This is a genomic window from Paenisporosarcina antarctica (assembly GCF_004367585.1).
Taxonomy (GTDB): domain Bacteria; phylum Bacillota; class Bacilli; order Bacillales_A; family Planococcaceae; genus Paenisporosarcina; species Paenisporosarcina antarctica.
This window is the reverse complement of record NZ_CP038015.1, coordinates 2,544,795-2,563,742: the sequence shown is the minus strand read 5'-3', so window position 1 is coordinate 2,563,742 and position 18,948 is coordinate 2,544,795. Positions and strand designations below refer to the sequence as shown.

General features: G+C 38.3%; 14 protein-coding genes. 12 read left to right on the top strand and 2 right to left on the bottom strand.

Annotated features, from left to right (window positions below):
- Positions 1 to 230 precede the first annotated feature (230 nt).
- Both lhgO and E2636_RS12545 read right to left on the bottom strand, forming a co-directional pair.
- Positions 231 to 1,445, bottom strand: coding sequence for an L-2-hydroxyglutarate oxidase (gene lhgO / locus E2636_RS12550; RefSeq protein WP_134210499.1), 1,215 nt, complete (start codon positions 1,443 to 1,445; stop codon positions 231 to 233).
- A gap of 17 nt (positions 1,446 to 1,462) precedes the next feature.
- The gene (locus E2636_RS12545; RefSeq protein WP_134210498.1) at positions 1,463 to 2,131 is read right to left on the bottom strand and encodes a GntR family transcriptional regulator; all 669 of its coding nucleotides are present in this window, start codon (positions 2,129 to 2,131) and stop codon (positions 1,463 to 1,465) included.
- Positions 2,132 to 2,432: 301 nt separating this feature from the next.
- Between E2636_RS12545 and E2636_RS12540 the strand changes: the two genes are divergently transcribed.
- The 12 genes from E2636_RS12540 to E2636_RS12480 all read left to right on the top strand — a co-directional run bounded on the left by E2636_RS12540 (position 2,433) and on the right by E2636_RS12480 (position 18,942).
- On the top strand, positions 2,433 to 4,175 hold the full coding sequence (locus tag E2636_RS12540; protein ID WP_134210497.1) for a cell wall-binding repeat-containing protein: 1,743 nt from the start codon (positions 2,433 to 2,435) through the stop codon (positions 4,173 to 4,175).
- Between the two features lie 307 nt (positions 4,176 to 4,482).
- Complete coding sequence (locus tag E2636_RS12535; RefSeq protein WP_134210496.1) at positions 4,483 to 5,334, top strand: MurR/RpiR family transcriptional regulator; 852 nt, start codon at positions 4,483 to 4,485, stop codon at positions 5,332 to 5,334.
- A gap of 5 nt (positions 5,335 to 5,339) precedes the next feature.
- Positions 5,340 to 6,476, top strand: coding sequence for a M20 peptidase aminoacylase family protein (locus E2636_RS12530; RefSeq protein ID WP_134210495.1), 1,137 nt, complete (start codon positions 5,340 to 5,342; stop codon positions 6,474 to 6,476).
- 4 nt (positions 6,477 to 6,480) lie between these two features.
- Positions 6,481 to 7,323, top strand: a complete 843-nt coding sequence (locus tag E2636_RS12525) for a GNAT family N-acetyltransferase (protein ID WP_134210494.1) — start codon at positions 6,481 to 6,483, stop codon at positions 7,321 to 7,323.
- Positions 7,320 to 8,432 carry an o-succinylbenzoate synthase gene (gene menC, locus E2636_RS12520; protein WP_134210493.1) on the top strand — a complete coding sequence of 371 codons (1,113 nt, stop codon included), beginning with the start codon at positions 7,320 to 7,322 and terminating at the stop codon, positions 8,430 to 8,432. Before E2636_RS12525 ends, menC begins: the two co-directional genes overlap by 4 nt.
- A gap of 63 nt (positions 8,433 to 8,495) precedes the next feature.
- Positions 8,496 to 9,566: a YkvI family membrane protein gene (locus tag E2636_RS12515; protein WP_134210492.1), complete on the top strand. Its 1,071-nt coding sequence runs from the start codon at positions 8,496 to 8,498 to the stop codon at positions 9,564 to 9,566.
- Positions 9,567 to 10,827: 1,261 nt separating this feature from the next.
- Positions 10,828 to 11,391 carry a glycerol-3-phosphate responsive antiterminator gene (locus tag E2636_RS12510; protein WP_134210491.1) on the top strand — a complete coding sequence of 188 codons (564 nt, stop codon included), beginning with the start codon at positions 10,828 to 10,830 and terminating at the stop codon, positions 11,389 to 11,391.
- A gap of 191 nt (positions 11,392 to 11,582) precedes the next feature.
- Positions 11,583 to 12,419 (top strand): MIP/aquaporin family protein, encoded by an 837-nt coding sequence (locus E2636_RS12505; protein ID WP_017381396.1) that lies wholly within the window; start codon positions 11,583 to 11,585, stop codon positions 12,417 to 12,419.
- A gap of 1 nt (position 12,420) precedes the next feature.
- On the top strand, positions 12,421 to 13,911 hold the full coding sequence (gene glpK, locus E2636_RS12500; RefSeq protein WP_134210490.1) for a glycerol kinase GlpK: 1,491 nt from the start codon (positions 12,421 to 12,423) through the stop codon (positions 13,909 to 13,911).
- 175 nt (positions 13,912 to 14,086) lie between these two features.
- On the top strand, positions 14,087 to 15,766 hold the full coding sequence (locus tag E2636_RS12495; RefSeq protein WP_134210489.1) for a glycerol-3-phosphate dehydrogenase/oxidase: 1,680 nt from the start codon (positions 14,087 to 14,089) through the stop codon (positions 15,764 to 15,766).
- A 1,290-nt stretch (positions 15,767 to 17,056) separates the two neighbouring features.
- On the top strand, positions 17,057 to 17,788 hold the full coding sequence (gene nfsA / locus E2636_RS12485; protein ID WP_134210487.1) for an oxygen-insensitive NADPH nitroreductase: 732 nt from the start codon (positions 17,057 to 17,059) through the stop codon (positions 17,786 to 17,788).
- Positions 17,789 to 18,177: 389 nt separating this feature from the next.
- On the top strand, positions 18,178 to 18,942 hold the full coding sequence (locus tag E2636_RS12480; protein WP_134210486.1) for a hypothetical protein: 765 nt from the start codon (positions 18,178 to 18,180) through the stop codon (positions 18,940 to 18,942).
- Positions 18,943 to 18,948: the final 6 nt, after the last annotated feature.

Sequence of the window (18,948 nt, the reverse complement as noted above, 5' to 3'; positions counted from 1 at the left end):
GAACAGTGTATAGACTTCAACTAAAACACGTTCCTGTGTTACCATATGTCTGTAGCTCATTAGGGACACTCCTTTAGTTGATTAGCGTTAACTACTGTGTACTCTAATGAGCTATTTTTTTATCTACCGTTCGACTTAACATGTTAATCTACATAGTCAATAAATAATGTAATGTTTCCTTATTTCCGTTCATTTTTTCTCCATGCTCAGTTTGCTAGAAATACAGTAATTTAAACTAAAGCCATTTCTAATAAGTGTATTTGCACTGGAATACGGCTAACCACTTCTTTACCAATTTCAATAGAAGCGGTGGCAGCGGGGGAGGGCGCATTACAAACATGTATGGTCCGTTTTCCCATGACGATGTAAAAGTCATCTACCAAATTCCCATCGCTCTTTAATCCCTGCGCACGAACGCCTGCAGGTGCTGGAATTAAATCATCTTCCTGGATTTCAGGTATTAATTCTTGAAGGCTTTTCGTAAATTGCTTTTTGCTAAATGAACGGACGTATTCATCCATTCCTTCTTTCATAAATTTACTTGCTAATTTCCAAAAACCAGGATAACCTAATACTTCCATTAGATCTTTTGCATTGAAATCAGTCTTTTTATACCCTTCACGTTTAAAACTTAGCACAGCATTAGGTCCTGCATCAATTTCTCCGCTGATCATGCGTGTGAAATGGACCCCTAAAAATGGGAAATTCGGATTTGGTACTGGGTATATTAAATGTTTAACAAGATATCGTTTTTCCGGTTTCAATTTAAAATACTCTCCACGGAACGGAACGATCTTCATGTCAGTTTTATAACCCGCTGCAGTAGCTATTCGGTCACTGTGAAGACCGGCACAATTAATAACCATACGCGCTTTCAAAATACCTTTGCTTGTCTCGATTACTACTTGATCTGATTCTTCGTGAATTTTTTCTACTTTTGTATTTAACTGAATTTCCCCGCCATGCTCCAAAATAATATCTGCGAATTTTTCACTTACCTCACGATAATTTACGATACCAGCTTGTGCAACACGAATCGCCCCAAGACCGTTAACATGTGGTTCGATTTCCTTTAATTCAGCCGCACCAATTTTTTGGATAACTAGATCATTTTGGAGTCCTCTAGTATATAAATTATCAAGAAGCACTAACTCTTCTTGCTTGGTTGCGACAATAACTTTTCCACAAATATCATGATTAATCCCGTGTGTTTGACAGAAATCAGTCATCGACTTGCTTCCTTGACGTGCAAAACGAGCTTTGTAACTGCCTGGTTTATAATAAATACCAGAATGAATAACCCCACTGTTATGCCCTGTTTGGTGGTCCGCAACAACAGACTCCTTTTCAATAATAACTACTTTTGCATTAGGAAACCGTTTATAAAGTGCCATTCCCGTTGATAAACCTACTATTCCTCCACCAATAACCGCGAAATCATACACGATTGAATCACTCCTATTTAGTCTGTATTTTTTTCACTTAATAAATCCATATAATGAATTAAATTATTCTTTGTCCGCAAAATGTGATATTCCACGGCTGCCCTAAGCTCACTAGGATCCCCACGCAAAGCCGCTTCATAAATCATCCGGTGTTCGCGCTGTGTTTCTGGATAATAATCAATGAGTAAATTTGGCGCAATAGGTGAGATGCCAAGTGTTTCTACCATTTTTTGAACTCTCGGCCATGGACAACCTTTACGCAGCGTTTCATGAAAAGATGCGTTCAGACGTATATATTTATCATTTGTTTCATCACATAACTGAAGCTCTTCCATTTCAATTAATATCAAAAGTAATTGATTTTTATTCTCTTGTGTTAAAAAGGGAAGTGATTTTTCGACTGCCAACCCTTCCAATAAAGAGCGAGTATGGTAAATCTCTTCTATATTATCTCGTGTAATCGGTGTAACGATTGCGCCTTTATGCGGGACCATCTCCACTAAACCTTCCATCTGAAGTTGTGTGAGCGCTTCTCGAATAGGCATTCGACTTACGTTCAATCGTTCAGCCCATTCCTCCTGAATCAGACGGTCCCCTTTTTTCAACGTCCCATCCAAAATAGCTGTTCTGAGACTTCTAGTTACAGAGGTAACGACGGTTGACTTATCTCCGCTACTATTATCCAAAATATGATCGACCCCTTTCAGATTGGATACAATATACTTAATATATCAGCATTATTATGCGTTTTCAATAGAAAATAGAAATATATTGTATCCAATTCATAGTTACTTCGATTAGATATATTGAAAATAGGTATCCGTTTTGGTAAGAAACATACATATAAACTCCAAATATGGGGTCAGTACGATTGGGATTAAAACGTTTTGTTTGGACATGGACATGCAGGAATATTATGGATGTGTAGAGAATTAATAAAAATAACGATTTTTTACTTAATAAGGAAACTAGAAAAGGAGAGGTTAAATGAAAAAAGGTTTTGTAAGTATAGTTGCTATGGGAGTATTAGTATCCTTGTTGTCTGTATCAAGTACTGCTCACGCAGAAGAACAGAATTATGAGTTGTTCAAAAAATCAATTAATCTTCAAATCGAAAAACCACTATTAAAAGGTGTTATTGATCCGTTCAAACTAAAGCATCTTGAACTAGAATTAAAAAGTTCAACTAGTTTAGAACATATAAGTAAACTAAACAAGAGCGCAGCAAGTGAAGAAACGCTAGTTGAAAAGGAACCTAATGATGATTTTAGTACGGCAAATATACTGCCTAATGATAGAGTAATGGTGGGGCAGCTACTTCCGTTGTTTGATGTTGATATATTTAAAGTAAATGTGCCAGCAAAGGGTGTTTTACTAGTAGCAGGAACGGCAAACTCCTATGCGATTGAACTAGCATTCGCAGCTTTTGAAAAAGACTTTGATGAAAATGGTTTTTTAGAGTATTTAGGTTTCTACTATGAAGATGATGTTGAGATGCAAGCTTACCAGGTTCATAAGGCAGGAACTTATTACATTGGAGCAATAGATAGTGATAATGAAGATGGATATGATGATAATTATGAAGACGACTTATATGGTATTGTGACTTCATTTGAAGATAATGTTGAACCATCAATGCCTAGTGTGAATGAAGTTACAGCAAGTTCCACATCAGTAACAGGGACAGCTGAAGTTGGTTCAAAGATTACAGTAAAAGTAGGAACTACAGTTTTGGGTACAGCTGTTACTAATAAAGAAGGTAAATACATGGTTTCAATAGTAAAACAAAAAGAAGGAACAGCTTTACATGTTACCGCCACTGATAGTGCTGGAAATATCAGTGAAGCAAGCGAAGTCAAAGTGAGAGAAGGTAATACGGTCAATCGTATTTCAGGAACCAATCGGATTACGACTGCCATCGCTATTTCCAAAAATGGGTGGAAAACGGCTAAAACTGTCGTTCTTGCTCTAGGTTATGATTTCCCGGATGCACTAGCTGCATCTCCACTTGCCTACCAGCAAGACGCACCGATTCTCTTAACGAATCAGAAAAAATTAGCACCTGAAACTTTTGAAGAACTGAAGCGTTTAAATGCGCAGAACGTAATCATCATCGGTGGAGAACTAGCTGTTTCAAGTTCTATTGCGAATAGTATTAAGTCGATGGGAATTAAAGTAGAAAGAATTTCAGGGAAAAATCGGTTCGAAACGGCAGCAAAAATTGCTGTACGAATGGGTGGGAATCCGGAAAAAGCTATCGTGACAGATGGATACAATTTCCCTGATGCACTTGCTATTTCTTCTTATGCTGCTCAAAATGAATACCCAATCTTGTTAACCAAAACGAATCTACTTCCAGCGGAAACACAAACTGTCTTGAAATCGATTCCGAAAACGATTGTGATGGGTGGAGAATTGGCAGTTTCATCTACTGTGTTCAACAAACTAAAAAGCCCAGTACGAATTTCAGGGAAAAGTCGATTTGAAACGGCGGTAGCCGTTATTGATACATTGAATCTTCAAACCGAAAAAGTGTATGTCGCAACTGGTGAGGCTTTCGCTGATGCATTGACTGGATCTGTACTTGCAGCTAAAAATAACGCTCCAATTATTTTGGTTCGGAAAAGTGTTGTACCGGTTCCAACAGCTGATTTAATCAAAAGATATAATATCCGCAACTTCACTCTTTTGGGCGGAGAGATGGCAATCAGCAAGAATTTAATTGAATGAGATCAGGTATTCCAAATGATAATAGATGTTGAAATACTTATAGGAAATTCAGTGCGGCCGAATATACATATTCGGCCGCATCTTTTTTTCATCCAAACGATTCGCTCGTTAACAAACTTCTAGAAAATAGCAGAAATCGAAGGACCTATTATTTGAGAAGCTAGCTTTATTAAAAGAAAAAACTTTCAATTTCAGAAAAGTCATTGTATTCCGTTAAATGATGTGATAAATTAACTAATAACAGAAATGAAGTTTAAACTTCATAAAATAATAATTAAATGTCAAACCTTCATATAGGAGATTGAAAATGAATATTAAAGAGTTGATTCACCAGTATTTCCATAAGCTTTCTAAGAGTCAGAAAAAAGTAGCTTCGTATGTGATGGATTATCCAGGGAAAATAGCGTTAGCATCAGCGCAAGAAATAGGGGCGACAATCGGAGTTAGTGAAACAACGGTCATCCGCTTTTGTTATAGTTTAGAGCTTTCTGGATACGCCGAATTACAGAAAATCATTCGAGAGCAATTATTATCTCAGCAAAGCAGCTTGGCATCTTATCAAAAAGCCAAGCTTGAACTCGAACAAGAACCACAATTTTTTGCAAAAGTGATGGAACAGGATCGAGTCAATATTGCTGTGACGATGAATCAAATACCAGAAGAGGGGTACGAAACGGCAATTAATCGACTCGCGAAAGCGGAAAAAGTGTATATTTTGGGCCTTCGTTCTTCGTTCGCTGCTGCCAATTGGCTTTCTTATACACTTGGTTTGGTAAGAGCAGATGTCCAGCTTATACGACCAGAATCGGAAGATGTATTACAAACGTTAAGTCGAATGGATGACAAGTCTGTAGTTATTGTTATTTCGTTTCATCGTTATGTTAAAGAAACGATTCAAATTGCGAAATTGGCATATACACAACAAGCATTTATTATCGGCATAACGGATTCTTTATTGGCCCCTATCCATCCATACAGCCAGTTGATGTTTCCTATTTATTCCACTAATAAATCACCGCTTGATGCAACAGCTGCACTTTTTTCATTGATGAATGCAATTGTTGCCGGTTTGTCGGTTAAGGAAAAGGATAATTTTAAACTTAGACAAGAAAGATATGAAGCACTAAATAGTGATTTTTTATTTGCGGAAGGAGACTGAACAACGTGAAGTCAGCATTACAAGATGTGAAACCAATCATTGAGGAAGTGTTCAATCATTTACATACACATCCCGAAATTAGTTGGATGGAAGTTGAGACGACAAAGTATATTACACAATTATTGGAGGACGAAGATTTTCAAATTGAGACCTTCGCAGACTCGACAGGGCTTGTGGTAACTGTAGGGTCTGGAGATTATTGCGTTGGACTTCGAACGGATATTGATGCACTTTGGCAAGAAGTTGACGGTGTTTACCAGGCGAACCATTCATGTGGACACGATGGGCATATGACCATGGCAATTGGTGCGTTACTCGTTATGAAAAAAATCGGCATTCCGAAAACTGGCCGATTGAAAGTGATTTTTCAACCGGCTGAGGAAAAAGGAACAGGTGCCTTGTCATTTGTGAATAAAGGTATTGTAGACGATATCGATTATTTGTATGGTGTCCATCTTCGCCCGATTCAAGAAATCGGTCACGGCTACGCAGCACCCGCCATATTACATGGTTCTGCAAAATTGATAAAAGGGTCAATCATAGGTACAGATACTCATGGAGCTAGACCACATTTAGGACAAAATTCTATCGAAGTGATGGCACTTCTTGTACAGGCCATTCACTCTATCCAAGTAGATCCGATGGTTTCACATTCGGCGAAGCTGACAATGTTCCAAGCGGGGAGCGATTCGATTAACATCATCCCTGGAAATGCTGTATTCAGCATAGATGTCCGTTCTCAAACTAATCAAATAATGGACCAGCTGATGGAACGTGTCAAAAAAGCGATTCGTTCGGTTGCTGAACTAGCCGAAGTTGAAATTAATTATGAAATAATGGCTGAAATCGCAGCCGCTGAAGTCGATGACACTGCAGTTGATCTGATGGCACAAGCAATTAGTGAAACAGTCGGGGAAGCATTTTTAGTTCCACCTATCGTGACACCAGGTGGAGAGGACTTTCATTACTACACATTACAAAGGCCTTCAGTCAAAGCAACTATGCTTGGTCTCGGCTGTGATTTATCACCCGGACTTCATCATCCAGAGATGACATTCAATCGGGATAGCTTACTGACAGGTATTGAAATTCTCGTTCGCACGGTCAGCCATTCATTTGAACATTTAGAACAAAGGAAGTGAAGGTATGAATTCGACTATAAGCATCCGCTTATTAGAAACGAACGAAGACATGCGATTAATCCAGATACTTGAAGGGGAAGTGTGGGGGATGGATCCGATTCCAACCCATCAGACATTTACAGCTTCCAAAAACGGTGGCATACTGATCGGTGCTTTCGCCGGAGGAAAACTCATCGGATTCTCCTATGGTTTTCCAGGTTTCTTGAAAGGTAAATCATATTTATGTTCACATATGCTTGGCATTCATCCTGACTATCAGCAAATGGGAATTGGTAAGCTGTTGAAAGACAAACAGCGAACACGTGCTCAAGAAATGGGCTATGACTTAATTACTTGGACTTTTGACCCTCTAGAGAGTCGAAATGCTTACTTGAATGTTTCTAAACTGTATGCAATCTGCAATACCTATTTAGAAAATTGTTATGGTGAAATGACTGACGGGTTGAATAAAGGATTACCAACTGATCGGCTTCAAATTGAGTGGTGGATTTTGAGTGACCGGGTTGAGTCGAAATGGATGCCAAAGGATGTCACGTATCATCTTCCGTGTGAATTAGGGAAATCTGCAAAAGGACATCCAATTGTTTCAGTCGACTATAGTGCAATTCTCGAGAATAGCGTAGGCTATGAAATTCCCGTTCCAACTTATTTTCAACTGATTAAAAAGAATGAGCCTGAACTGGCATTACAATGGCGTATGAAAGTCAGAGAAGTTTTTCAAGCACTATTTGCGATGGAGTATGCGGTGATTGGTTTGAGAAAGTCAGATGAAGACGTTCAATATTATCAATTTGTGAAACGCAGTAGCATTCCATTGAATCGAAGAGACAAAGGAGAATCACAATGATTATAAAAGAAATTACTATTCGAAAATTGAAAATGACCATGAAACATCCGTTCACGACAAGTTTTGGTACATTTCAAGACAAAGATTTTCTGTTATTAGAAGTGAAAGATGAACTTGGAAATACGGGATGGGGAGAGTCAGTAGCGTTCCACTCCCCTTGGTACAACGAAGAAACGCTAGAAACCAATATACATATGATTCGAGACTTCTTAATTCCTCTGGTTTTAGATAAAGAAATCACACATCCTGACGAAGTCAGTGAGTTATTTGCAAATCTCCGTAAAAACAATATGGCCAAGTCCACTGTTGAAGGTGCGATTTGGGATGTTTATGCGAAACGTAACAAGATGACATTAGCGCATGCTTTAGGCGGCGTGCTGGCTAAAATTGAAGTTGGGATTAGTATCGGCATTCATGAAGACGTAAACAAATTGGTTGAAACCGTTCGAGGATTTGTAGAAGAAGGATATAAGCGTATCAAAGTGAAAATTAAACCAGGCTATGATGTGAACGTGATGCGAGAGCTGCGAAAACACTTTCCCGAAGTCCCACTTATGGCAGATGCTAATTCAGCCTATACGCTTGCAGATATTGAAATACTAAAAGAGCTAGACGAATTTAATTTGACGATGATCGAACAGCCACTCGCTTCTGACGATATTATTGATCACGCGACATTGCAGAAACAATTGAAAACACCTATTTGTTTGGATGAAAGTATTCATTCTCTTGAAGATACACGTAAAGCTATTGAACTAGGGAGCACAAAAATCATCAACATAAAAATCGGACGAGTTGGTGGCCTGACGGAAGCGAAAAAAATCCATGATTATTGTATGGAAAGACAAATTCCGGTGTGGTGTGGTGGCATGTTGGAGTCGGGAATTGGTCGTGCTCATAACATAGCACTTACGACACTCCCGAACTTCATTTTGCCCGGGGACACAGCAGGATCTTCTCGCTACTGGGAAGAAGATGTCATTAGCCCGGAAGTCGTTGTGGAGGAAGGTTATATTACAGTGCCAACAGCATTCGGCATTGGATACGAACCAAATATGAAAGCTATGAATAAATTTACGGTCGAGGAAATGCACTTTAATGCAGAATAAATAGAGATTGCACCGATAAGAAGTTAAGTCAGTCAGTAATAACATAGAAGCGGGGGATAGCTTATGAGAAAAGCTTTTCAAATCGGAGCGGGTTTCATCGGAGTAATTGTTGGAGCTGGTCTTGCATCCGGTCAAGAGATATTACAGTTTTTCACTAGTTTTGGTGCACTTGGAATAGCAGGGTCGGTTGTGGCAACTGTGTTATTCGCTTTTTTAGGGATGAATTTGGCACAACTGGGAAGTCGTTTTCAAACGACCTCCCATCAAAATGTCATTTACTATATTTGCGGACGTTACTTAGGAGTAGTTGTTGATATCATCATTACCTTTTTCTTATTCGGGGTTACCGTTGTTATGTTTTCTGGTGCTGGCGCAATTTTTGAACAACAATTTGGTATACCTAGTTTTATTGGAAGTATCCTCATGACCGTTTTGACAATTGCAACAGTGACGTTGAGTGTGAAAAAAGTCATTACTCTCATTAGTGCAATCACGCCATTTTTATTGCTGTTAGTGATTGCCATGACTGTCCATTCGTTAATTAACTACGACATTTCATCTGCAGCGTTACAATCTGTAGATGTTGCTCAAAATCGAGGAGCTTCTCACTGGCTTGTAGCAGCCATTTTGTACGTATCCTATAATATTGCTGCAGGAGCGGCGATGCTAACGGTTATGGGTGGAACTGTTAAGGACGAAAAAGTGGCAGCTTGGGGAGGAATCATAGGAGGTCTTGGCCTAGGACTTATTATCCTACTAATCAATATCTCCATGTTGACACAGTTGAAAGAAATTGCGAGTGTACCGATGCCTATGTTATTTATTGCTAACAATATGGGTCCAGTAATGGGCGGAATCCTGTCAGTAATATTATTAGCTATGATCTACAACACTGCAGTCGGTATGTTGTATGCATTCTCAGTTCGTATTGTGAAACCGGAAACCGTTCGATTTAAAGGTGCAGTTGTAGTCTTTGGCGTGGCGGCATTCGGTGCAAGTTTTGTTGGATTTATTACACTGGTCGGTACTGTCTATCCAGTAATGGGTTACCTGGGCTTTACATTAATAGCAGCGATTATTTATGCATGGATTAAGAAGAGAGGAACTTCAGCTAAAGTCGGGACTCTTAGTTAAATGTCATAACATCTAAAAGAGAGGAGCAAGAGTGACTTGCCCCTCTCTTTTTTCTGTCTAACACGCCCACAGAAATCGTTTTCTGCCATCGTTTATGTTTTCTTTCTTTAATGAGACCGCTAGAGTGTGGTTCAATGTATTTCAGCTGTTCCGCTAGAGTGCCATCCCAAATGCTGAGCCACAATTTGAGGGGCAATTGTGGCTCAGCATCGGAGGGAATTGTTCTGCAAGGGATGGCTGGCTGTTTCTTTAACGAACTACCTCTACGGGAACAGGCGCAGCGGATGTCCTAGGTTGCCAAGCATCACTTCGTTCTGCTCGGCACGCCCACTTAGAACGTGCGTCGAATCCCTATTTTCAAATAAAGCAGAATGATCCTGTATAGCTAGCAACAATCGGCCGAAATTGTATCTTCGGCCGATTACTTTCTAAGCAGTAAGTGTCAATTCACTAGTAAACCAAAATAAAGACATGTGCACGTGAAGGTTGAAGGAGAGCGACGGACGCACACCCGCCGCAAGATTGCCTGTCAGAAAAAAGAATTGTGATGTGACAACGTCACATCACAATTCTTTTTATTCTCTAGGTTATGATGCAGTGGGTTTGCAGTCCTAAGCAATCCGAAAAACCACAGTTGATACAATGGTGAATCCTTTCTTCCTGTATTCTGCGTGAGTATGTTCTGCCGCTATTTATCTTTTCTTTAAAGAGTTATGATATTGCACCCTGTGTAGTGTGTGGAAAAACTGAAAATCCTGTTCTTCAAGTAACGCAGAATAATCCTGTATAGTTAGAAACAAGCCGTCGAAATTTCATCTTCGACGGCTTACTTTCTAGGCATTAAGTGTCCATTCACTAGTAAACCAAAATAAAAGACATGTGCACGTGAAGTTTGGACGCGAGCGACGGACGCACACCCGCCGCAAGATTGCCTCTAAAAAAGAAAAATTTTGACGTGACAACGTCACATCAAAATGCTTTTAATTTCCTAGGTTATGATGTAGCAGTTAGTGTCGTCTATAGCTAGCCGGAAATCAGTCGATTCAATGGTGAATTTTTATCGTGTGTTCCGCTTTTATCTTTTCTTTATTTAGAGTTTCAAGACAAGTTGCCTAGCTATATAGTGTGCAAAACCTCATCCTAATAATTACACCAGCCAAACGTGAAATAACTAAAAGCTATAATATCCTAACGAATACAGGTATAATTCCCTCAATAGAAATTTTCTGTATACGTAAAAAGAAAGGACGCGGAGTTACAAATGCCATTTAAAGGACAGCAAATTTTACCTGCCATACAATCCATGAAAGACTTTGATAAAATGCTAACCTATTCATTTCGCTATGGTGTATTTTTAAATATACACGTAGGCATGTTAAAAAGTGTATTCGATTATGCTCGCGCAGAAAATAAAGACATGTTTCTTCATATGGATTTAATTCAAGGCTTATCAAACGATGAACATGCCACTGAGTATGTATGCCAAACGATAAAACCATATGGAATTATCTCAACGAGAAGTAGCGTCATCAAAAAAGCACGTCAACTTAATGTCAAAGCAATCCAACGAACCTTTGTGATTGACTCGACCGCGTTAAATCGAAGCATCCAGATCATTCACAAAACAGATCCAGATTATATTGAACTTTTGCCAGGTGTAGTCCCTAAAGTAATTGAACGTATCCGATTAGAAACTGGTAAACCTATTATTGCGGGTGGATTAATCGAAACACAACAAGAAGTTGAAGCTGCGATTGCAGCAGGAGCAAGTGCGATCACGACGTCATCGATATCTTTATGGGATCTATTTTCTAAGAAAAAATAAAAAATAAAGTATTCTGACTCTTGACAGCGTTTTCATAATTTGTTAAGTTAATAGCAAGTTAATATTCCGTGGAGAGACCAAGAGACTCACATATACTTTGACACTTATTTACGTGTCAAAGTATGTGTGAGTCTCTTTTTTTTCATGGTTGGAAAATAGTGAATTTAATGGGATAGGGAGGTAATATGGTAATGAGTGAATTTTTAGCAGAGTTGATTGGAACAGCTATTTTGATTATATTTGGAGCAGGTGTGGTTGCAAATGTGAGCTTGAAGAAATCTTTTGCATTAAATGGTGGGTGGATCGTCATTTCATTTGGATGGGGACTCGGTGTAGCTATGGCTGTTTACGCAGTCGGGCAGTTTAGCGGAGCACATTTAAATCCTGCAGTAAGCCTTGGTTTAGCGTTTAATGGAGATTTTTCTTGGTCTCAAGTGCCATTGTATGTGACAGCTCAAATGATCGGCGCCTTCATAGGGGCAACTATTGTATGGCTTCATTTTTTACCGCACTGGAAAGTAACAGAGGATTCTGGTGCCAAGCTTGGCGTGTTTTCTACTGGGCCAGCTATCCCGCATCACTTCTCGAATTTATTAAGCGAAATTATTGGAACTTTTATTTTAGTCATTGGTATTTTATCAATTGGTGCAAATGACTTTACTGAAGGGTTAAATCCATTTATTGTTGGAATGCTCATTGTTGCAATAGGACTTTCTTTAGGTGGTACGACAGGTTACGCAATTAATCCTGCTCGGGATCTAGGGCCAAGAATTGCCCATTATCTATTACCAATTGCAGGAAAAGGAAGCTCGAACTGGGGATATGCCTGGGTTCCTGTTTTAGGACCAGTCCTAGGTGGATCATTAGGTGGTGTGTTTTACAAAGGTTTCTTCACTAATGATTTCACGATTTGGTTTTGGCTTGTCTTAGGTATTACGCTTTTGTGTTTATTATTTTTATTTTTAGTTGATAAGAAAGAATTACAATCTCAAAAAACTGAGCAATTATCAGCTCAAAGGGGAGTATAAAATGGAAACATATATCTTATCATTGGATCAAGGAACGACAAGTTCAAGAGCTGTTTTATTCAATAAGAAGGGTGAAGTTGTGAATTTTGCTCAAATGGAATTTCAACAATATTTTCCGAAACCAGGTTGGGTCGAACATAATGCTAGTGAAATTTGGGGATCTATTTTAGCCGTCATTGCATCTGTTTTATCTGAATCCGGTGTGAAACCACACCAAATAGAGGGTATTGGGATTACAAATCAACGTGAAACAACTGTTGTATGGGATAAAGAAACAGGTTTACCGGTATATAATGCGATTGTTTGGCAATCTCGTCAAACTGCTGGCATTTGTGATGAGTTAAAAGACCAAGGGCATAACGATACGTTTCGTAATAAAACTGGTTTACTAATTGACGCTTATTTCTCCGGTACAAAAGTAAAATGGATTCTTGATAACGTTGAAGGTGCAAGAGAACGAGCAGAGGAAGGAAACCTGCTTTTTGGAACCATTGATTCGTGGTTAATTTGGAAACTTTCAGGAGGACAAGCGCATGTTACAGATTACTCCAACGCGTCGCGGACACTCATGTACAATATTTATGAATTAAAATGGGATCAGGAACTTCTTGATATTTTAGGGATACCAAAATCAATGCTGCCAGAAGTGAAATCTTCTTCAGAAATATATGCGAAAACAGTAGACTATCATTTCTTTGGGCAAGAAATTCCAATCGCTGGTGCAGCGGGTGATCAGCAAGCCTCTTTATTTGGGCAAGCTTGTTATAAGGAAGGAATGGCGAAAAATACATATGGCACAGGGTGCTTTATGTTAATGAATACTGGTGAAAAAGCAGTTGTTTCAAATCATGGTCTACTAACTACCCTTGCTTGGGGAATTGATGGGAAAGTGGAATATGCATTAGAGGGCAGTATCTTTGTTGCGGGAAGTGCCATTCAATGGTTGCGTGACGGGCTGAGAATGATTAAGAATTCACCAGCAAGTGAGGACTATGCGAAACGCGTGGACTCAACGGATGGTGTATACGTGGTACCTGCTTTTGTCGGTTTAGGAACACCATACTGGGATAGTGAAGTTCGAGGTGCAATCTTTGGATTAACAAGAGGAACTACGAAAGAACATTTCATACGAGCAACGCTAGAGTCTCTAGCATACCAAACGAAAGATGTCCTTGATGCGATGGAAAAAGATTCAGGGATTAAGCTTAGAAAGCTACGCGTCGATGGTGGTGCTGTTAAAAATGATTTTCTTATGCAATTCCAAAGTGACTTATTAGACGTCTCAGTTGAACGTCCAGTAATTGAGGAAACAACTGCTCTTGGTGCAGCATATTTAGCAGGACTGGCTGTCGGTTTCTGGAAGAGTCGAGAAGAGATTGCGGACATGTGGAAAGTTGATAAGAATTTCGATCCAACTATGTCTGAAGAAAGTCGAACAGAACTATATTCAGGCTGGAAAAAAGCTGTAACAGCTACTATGGCTTTTAAATAAAACATGCATATGGTATAGTAAAGCTAAGTTAATAAACGGGTAGAGACTTAGAGAGACCTGAATTCATTATTGAGCAATTGCTCGTAATGTTATTCAGGTCTCTCTTTTTCTATTTGTAAAAATAGTCCAATATAATGTAAAAATGATATATTAATTTTAAGGAGGAACTAATTACATGCAAACTTTTTCAAGTACAAATAGAGAAGAAAAGTTGACGACTATGAGCCAAGTGGTATATGACCTTATTGTCATTGGTGGAGGAATTACCGGAGCGGGAATTGCACTGGATGCTGTGACTAGAGGGATGAAAGTTGCTGTTGTTGAAATGCAAGATTTTGCAGGTGGTACATCAAGTCGCTCAACAAAACTTGTCCACGGTGGACTGCGTTACTTAAAACAATTTGAAGTTAAAATGGTTGCTGAAGTCGGCAAAGAGCGTGAAATCGTTTACGAAAATGGAGCGCATGTCACGACTCCAGAATGGATGCTATTACCGATCCATAAAGGCGGGACGTTTGGTAAGCTAAGCACTTCTTTTGGTTTGCGTGTTTATGATTATTTAGCAGGAGTTAAAAGAAAAGAACGACGCAAAATGCTAACTGCAAAAGAAACACTAAACCGTGAGCCTTTAGTTAAAAAAGAAGGGCTACGTGGAGCAGGTTACTATGTTGAATATCGAACTGATGATGCTCGTTTGACACTTGAAGTAATAAAAAAAGCTGTGGAAAATGGTGCTGAATTCATTAATTATGTTAAAGCACAAAGCTTTACCTATTCTGAAAAAAAGATTACAGGTATTGAAGCGATTGACCAGATAACAGGTAAGAAATTGCGTATTTCAGGGGAAAAAGTTGTAAATGCAGCCGGTCCCTGGGTCGATGCTGTCCGCAATATGGATTATTCCAAAAACACAAAGCAACTGCGGTTAACAAAAGGGGTTCATTTAGTAGTCGACCAATCTGTTTTCCCGTTAAAGCAAGCTCTATATTTTGATACACAGGATGGACGAATGATGTTCGCAATCCCGCGTAATGGCAAGGCATATGTGGGGACGACCGATACAGTATTTGAAAAAAATCAAGATATTGCGAACCCTAAAATGACAATTGAAGATCGTCAATATATATTAGATGCCATTCATTATATGTTTCCCGTTGTTAGCATTTCTGTTGATGATGTTGAATCAAGTTGGGCGGGTGTTCGTCCTCTTATATACGAAGAAGGAAAAGATCCATCTGAGATTTCTCGTAAAGATGAAGTTTGGGAACATGAAAGTGGTCTAATTACAATTGCTGGCGGTAAATTGACCGGCTATAGAAAAATGTCTGAGCATGTGGTGGATCTTGTAACGAAGCGTTTAAAATCAGAAACCAAACAAGCTTTTGGAAAGTGCATGACCATAAATTTACCTATTTCAGGTGCTGATTTTGGTGGCTCAAAACAATTTGAATCTTTCGTTGAAATGAAAGCTCTCGAAGCGGGCCAATTCGGATTAACAGTTGACGAGGGACGTCACTTCGCCTCTTTTTATGGAACGAATGCAGATCAGCTTTATTTAATTGCACATGCTGCATCAGGAATGGAACTTGAAGGTTCTATGACACCAGCTGTTTACGCGGAAGTTGTCTATGCGATTCAAAATGAAATGATGGTCAAACCGGTTGATTTCTTTATTCGACGTACAGGCAGACTGTTCTTTGACATCAATTGGGTCGAGCTTCACAAAGTTTCGATTTTGAACCTCATGAAAAACTTGTTGAAATGGGATGAAGAAACGTATCAAGCATATCAAGTCGAATTAGAACAAGAAATACACGATGCAGTCATTCCATTTGAAAATAAGGAATCGGTTTAAAAAAATTTATGATAGAAACTAAAGAGTGGCTGCTTTCTCATAATGGGCTCTTTAAAGAGTTGTTAAACTTAAAATAATAGCCGAATAGGACTGCTAATCCTCAATGGAATTAGCCGTCCTATTTTTTTATGGTTGTAAAAGGTCAGTGTCGATTTTATTATATAAAAATTTTACCTTAAGGGGTATATATTTAAGGAGGAAATTCCAATACATAGTAGAATTTTTCGACATTTCCTTACAATAAATAAAAAAATAGAAATTCGACAAAATCTCACAAAAGTTCTGCTATGAAAAATAAAGTGATTCATATATACTAAGTTATAGGAAAAATTACAAGAAAATGATGATTATTAATACGTGATGTCATGTCCTAATACCTATCGCTATTACTATTTACATAAATAAGTTTTAATAAACAGTATTATGGAAAGTGGGAGATTCTTGCATGATAAAAATATTTAAGAGATCATGTGCAATCTGTAAAATTCAAGATGTAACATTAATTAAATTTGAAAATCGTAGTGGAATGCGCATGGTTTTCTGTGAATCGTGCAAGAAGTATGCAGAAAGAAGATCATTTAAAGTGATCAAACGTTATTATGGTAAGAAAAGTAAAAAACCAGTTGCGCAATAAAATATGAGATGAAAAACTGGTTGTTTGACTTACAATTCTTAAAGGGAAATGTGAGGACTATTATTCAATAGTAAGAAAGCATGAAGCAGTCGAAATTGCATCTTCGATTGTTTTTTTCGTTATACAAGAGAGTATCAGCTTTTTCGAGCAATATCTTCGTACTTGGAGTTGTTATGTCTAGCTCCAAGCGCCAGCTCACACCTCAGCTTCAGACCCTCAGGCGGAAACAAATTGTTTCCGAATCGGTTCTTCCAGCGCCGGATAAATTCACACTAGTTGCTTGAAGCGTAGGTGGCGACTTCTGCTGGAAAAGCATGAGATGAAGGCGCGCAGGAAAGGTACTGGCCAAAAGCCAGTGTCTTTGCAACGAGTAACTGCAGGAGCACATGGAACGAAGACTAAGAACGCCACGTCGTGTGGCAACTTCTTCGTGACCAACATCCTATTGGCCCGAGGAGACTGAAGCCAAGCCCTTGAAAAGCGTCCACCGTAGCGGAAATAAACGGGTTTCTATGGTTACCCTTCTTAAAGGACCGGGCGTACTTTGCCCGGCTTTTCTTATTTTCCAGAAGACTTGAGAATTCCGATAATTTTAAATAAATGATAGAATATATAATCATTGGGAATAATATATGAGAAAATAGGGGGAATTCATTTTGGTAATCGAGTTAATTAGATCTCACTCATCGGTTCGTAGTTATACAGAAAAGCAGCTATCTCGAGAAGAGGTCAGTGAACTCGTCGAAATTGCTCAACATGCTGCAACCTCTCATTTTGTTCAGGCCTATTCAGTAGTTTGGGTTACCGACAAAGAGAAAAGAGAAAAGTTAGCAGAACTATCTCGAAATCCTAAACAAATGCTTGGCGCAGGTGCTGTATTGTTGTTGTGTGCAGATTTTAGTAGATTGTCCCACGCAGGTAAAATGCACGGCGAATCGATCGTTTTTGATAATGCGGAAAGTTTAATCGTTGGAATAACAGATGTTGGTCTTTTTGCACAAAATCTTGCGCTTGCTGCGGAGTCAAAGGGATATGGAATCTGTTATATTGGCGGCGTGCGAAATGAGATGGAAGCTATAAGTGATTTGGTGGAGTTGCCAAATGGAGTATTTCCTGTTTACGGGATGACAATGGGTGTGCCTGCAGAACATAATGAGGTAAAGCCGAGACTACCAGTAGATGCAATTTTACATGAAAATAAGTACGACGAAGTGAAGTACGATGAACTACTTCCTACATATGATAAAGAAATAGAAAGATACTATAAAAATAGAAGTACAAATGAAAAGTCTACAACGTGGACTAAGGGAATGGCCGTATATCTAAAAAAACCACAACGATTACATGTCCGATCATTTTTAGAGAAAAAGGGATTTCATTTAAAATAAAAATCGCCTCAGATGGAGAATAATGAAATACCCTTCGAGGATTTGAAAAAGAGACGATCTATGTGACCTAGTCACTTAGATTGTCTTTTTCATTTTCTAGGTTTTGGTGAAGTTGGTTACCGTCCAAAGTGTCCTTGTTTCTTGATTAATATAGCAACTCATTTTTTCATGCACCATGATTATTTATTGAATTATTTGTAGTCAATCTACAATTTCGCAGGGAAAGTCGGCATTGCTATCGAATGTAAAAGTTATGTATTAAGAAGTGTACTTATGAAAATAGTCAAAAAGTATAAATAACCGATATAATCCTAAACTTGTTTAATTGAACCCAAATAATTCTTAGCAACTATTTTAAAAATATGAACAATAGAAAAGGTGAGATATTTATGTACTTAGGGTTTAATGTAGAAATTGCTGATGAATTCACCAATTATTATCATGAAGGAAATCGTGTAAATGGTGAGAATCAAAAGAAACTAAGCAGAGACTTTACTAACTATGTATTTAAACATGTAGATTCAGGTGTATTAAGTGGCGAAGAAATTCAAAATGATTGGTTTCCTAGCATTCATGCAGATGTATTTATTTCTCATTCCCATAAAGATGAAAAGATTGCCATAGGTCTTGCTGGCTGGTTGAAAAGTCAATTTAAATTAAATTCTTTTGTAGATTCTGGTTTGTGGGGCTATTCAAATGATTTATTGAAACAAATTGATCATGACTATTGTTTAAATGAGGATGGCAAAACGTTTGATTATAACAAAAGAAATTATTCAACTAGTCACATCCACATGATGCTGACAAATTCTCTTTTAAAGATGATAGATAAAACTGAATGTATATTTTTTCTGAACACGCCTAACTCCATTGTCAGTCCTAAAGATTCGATTGAAAGTTCAACACAGTCTCCATGGATATATACAGAATTAATTGCCATGAAGGTTGTAAGGAGGAAAATTGATAGAAAGATAAAGCGAGAGTTTGAAGCGGAAATCTTTAATGCACAGAAAGAGTTAAAGATAAACTACACCGTTGATTTAAATGATTTAGTAAAAATTGATCAGGAATTTTTAAATAAATGGGAAAATAAATGGATTCATTCTACTAAAGAAAATCATCCTCTTGATGATCTTTATACTAGTTTGAACTAGTATTTC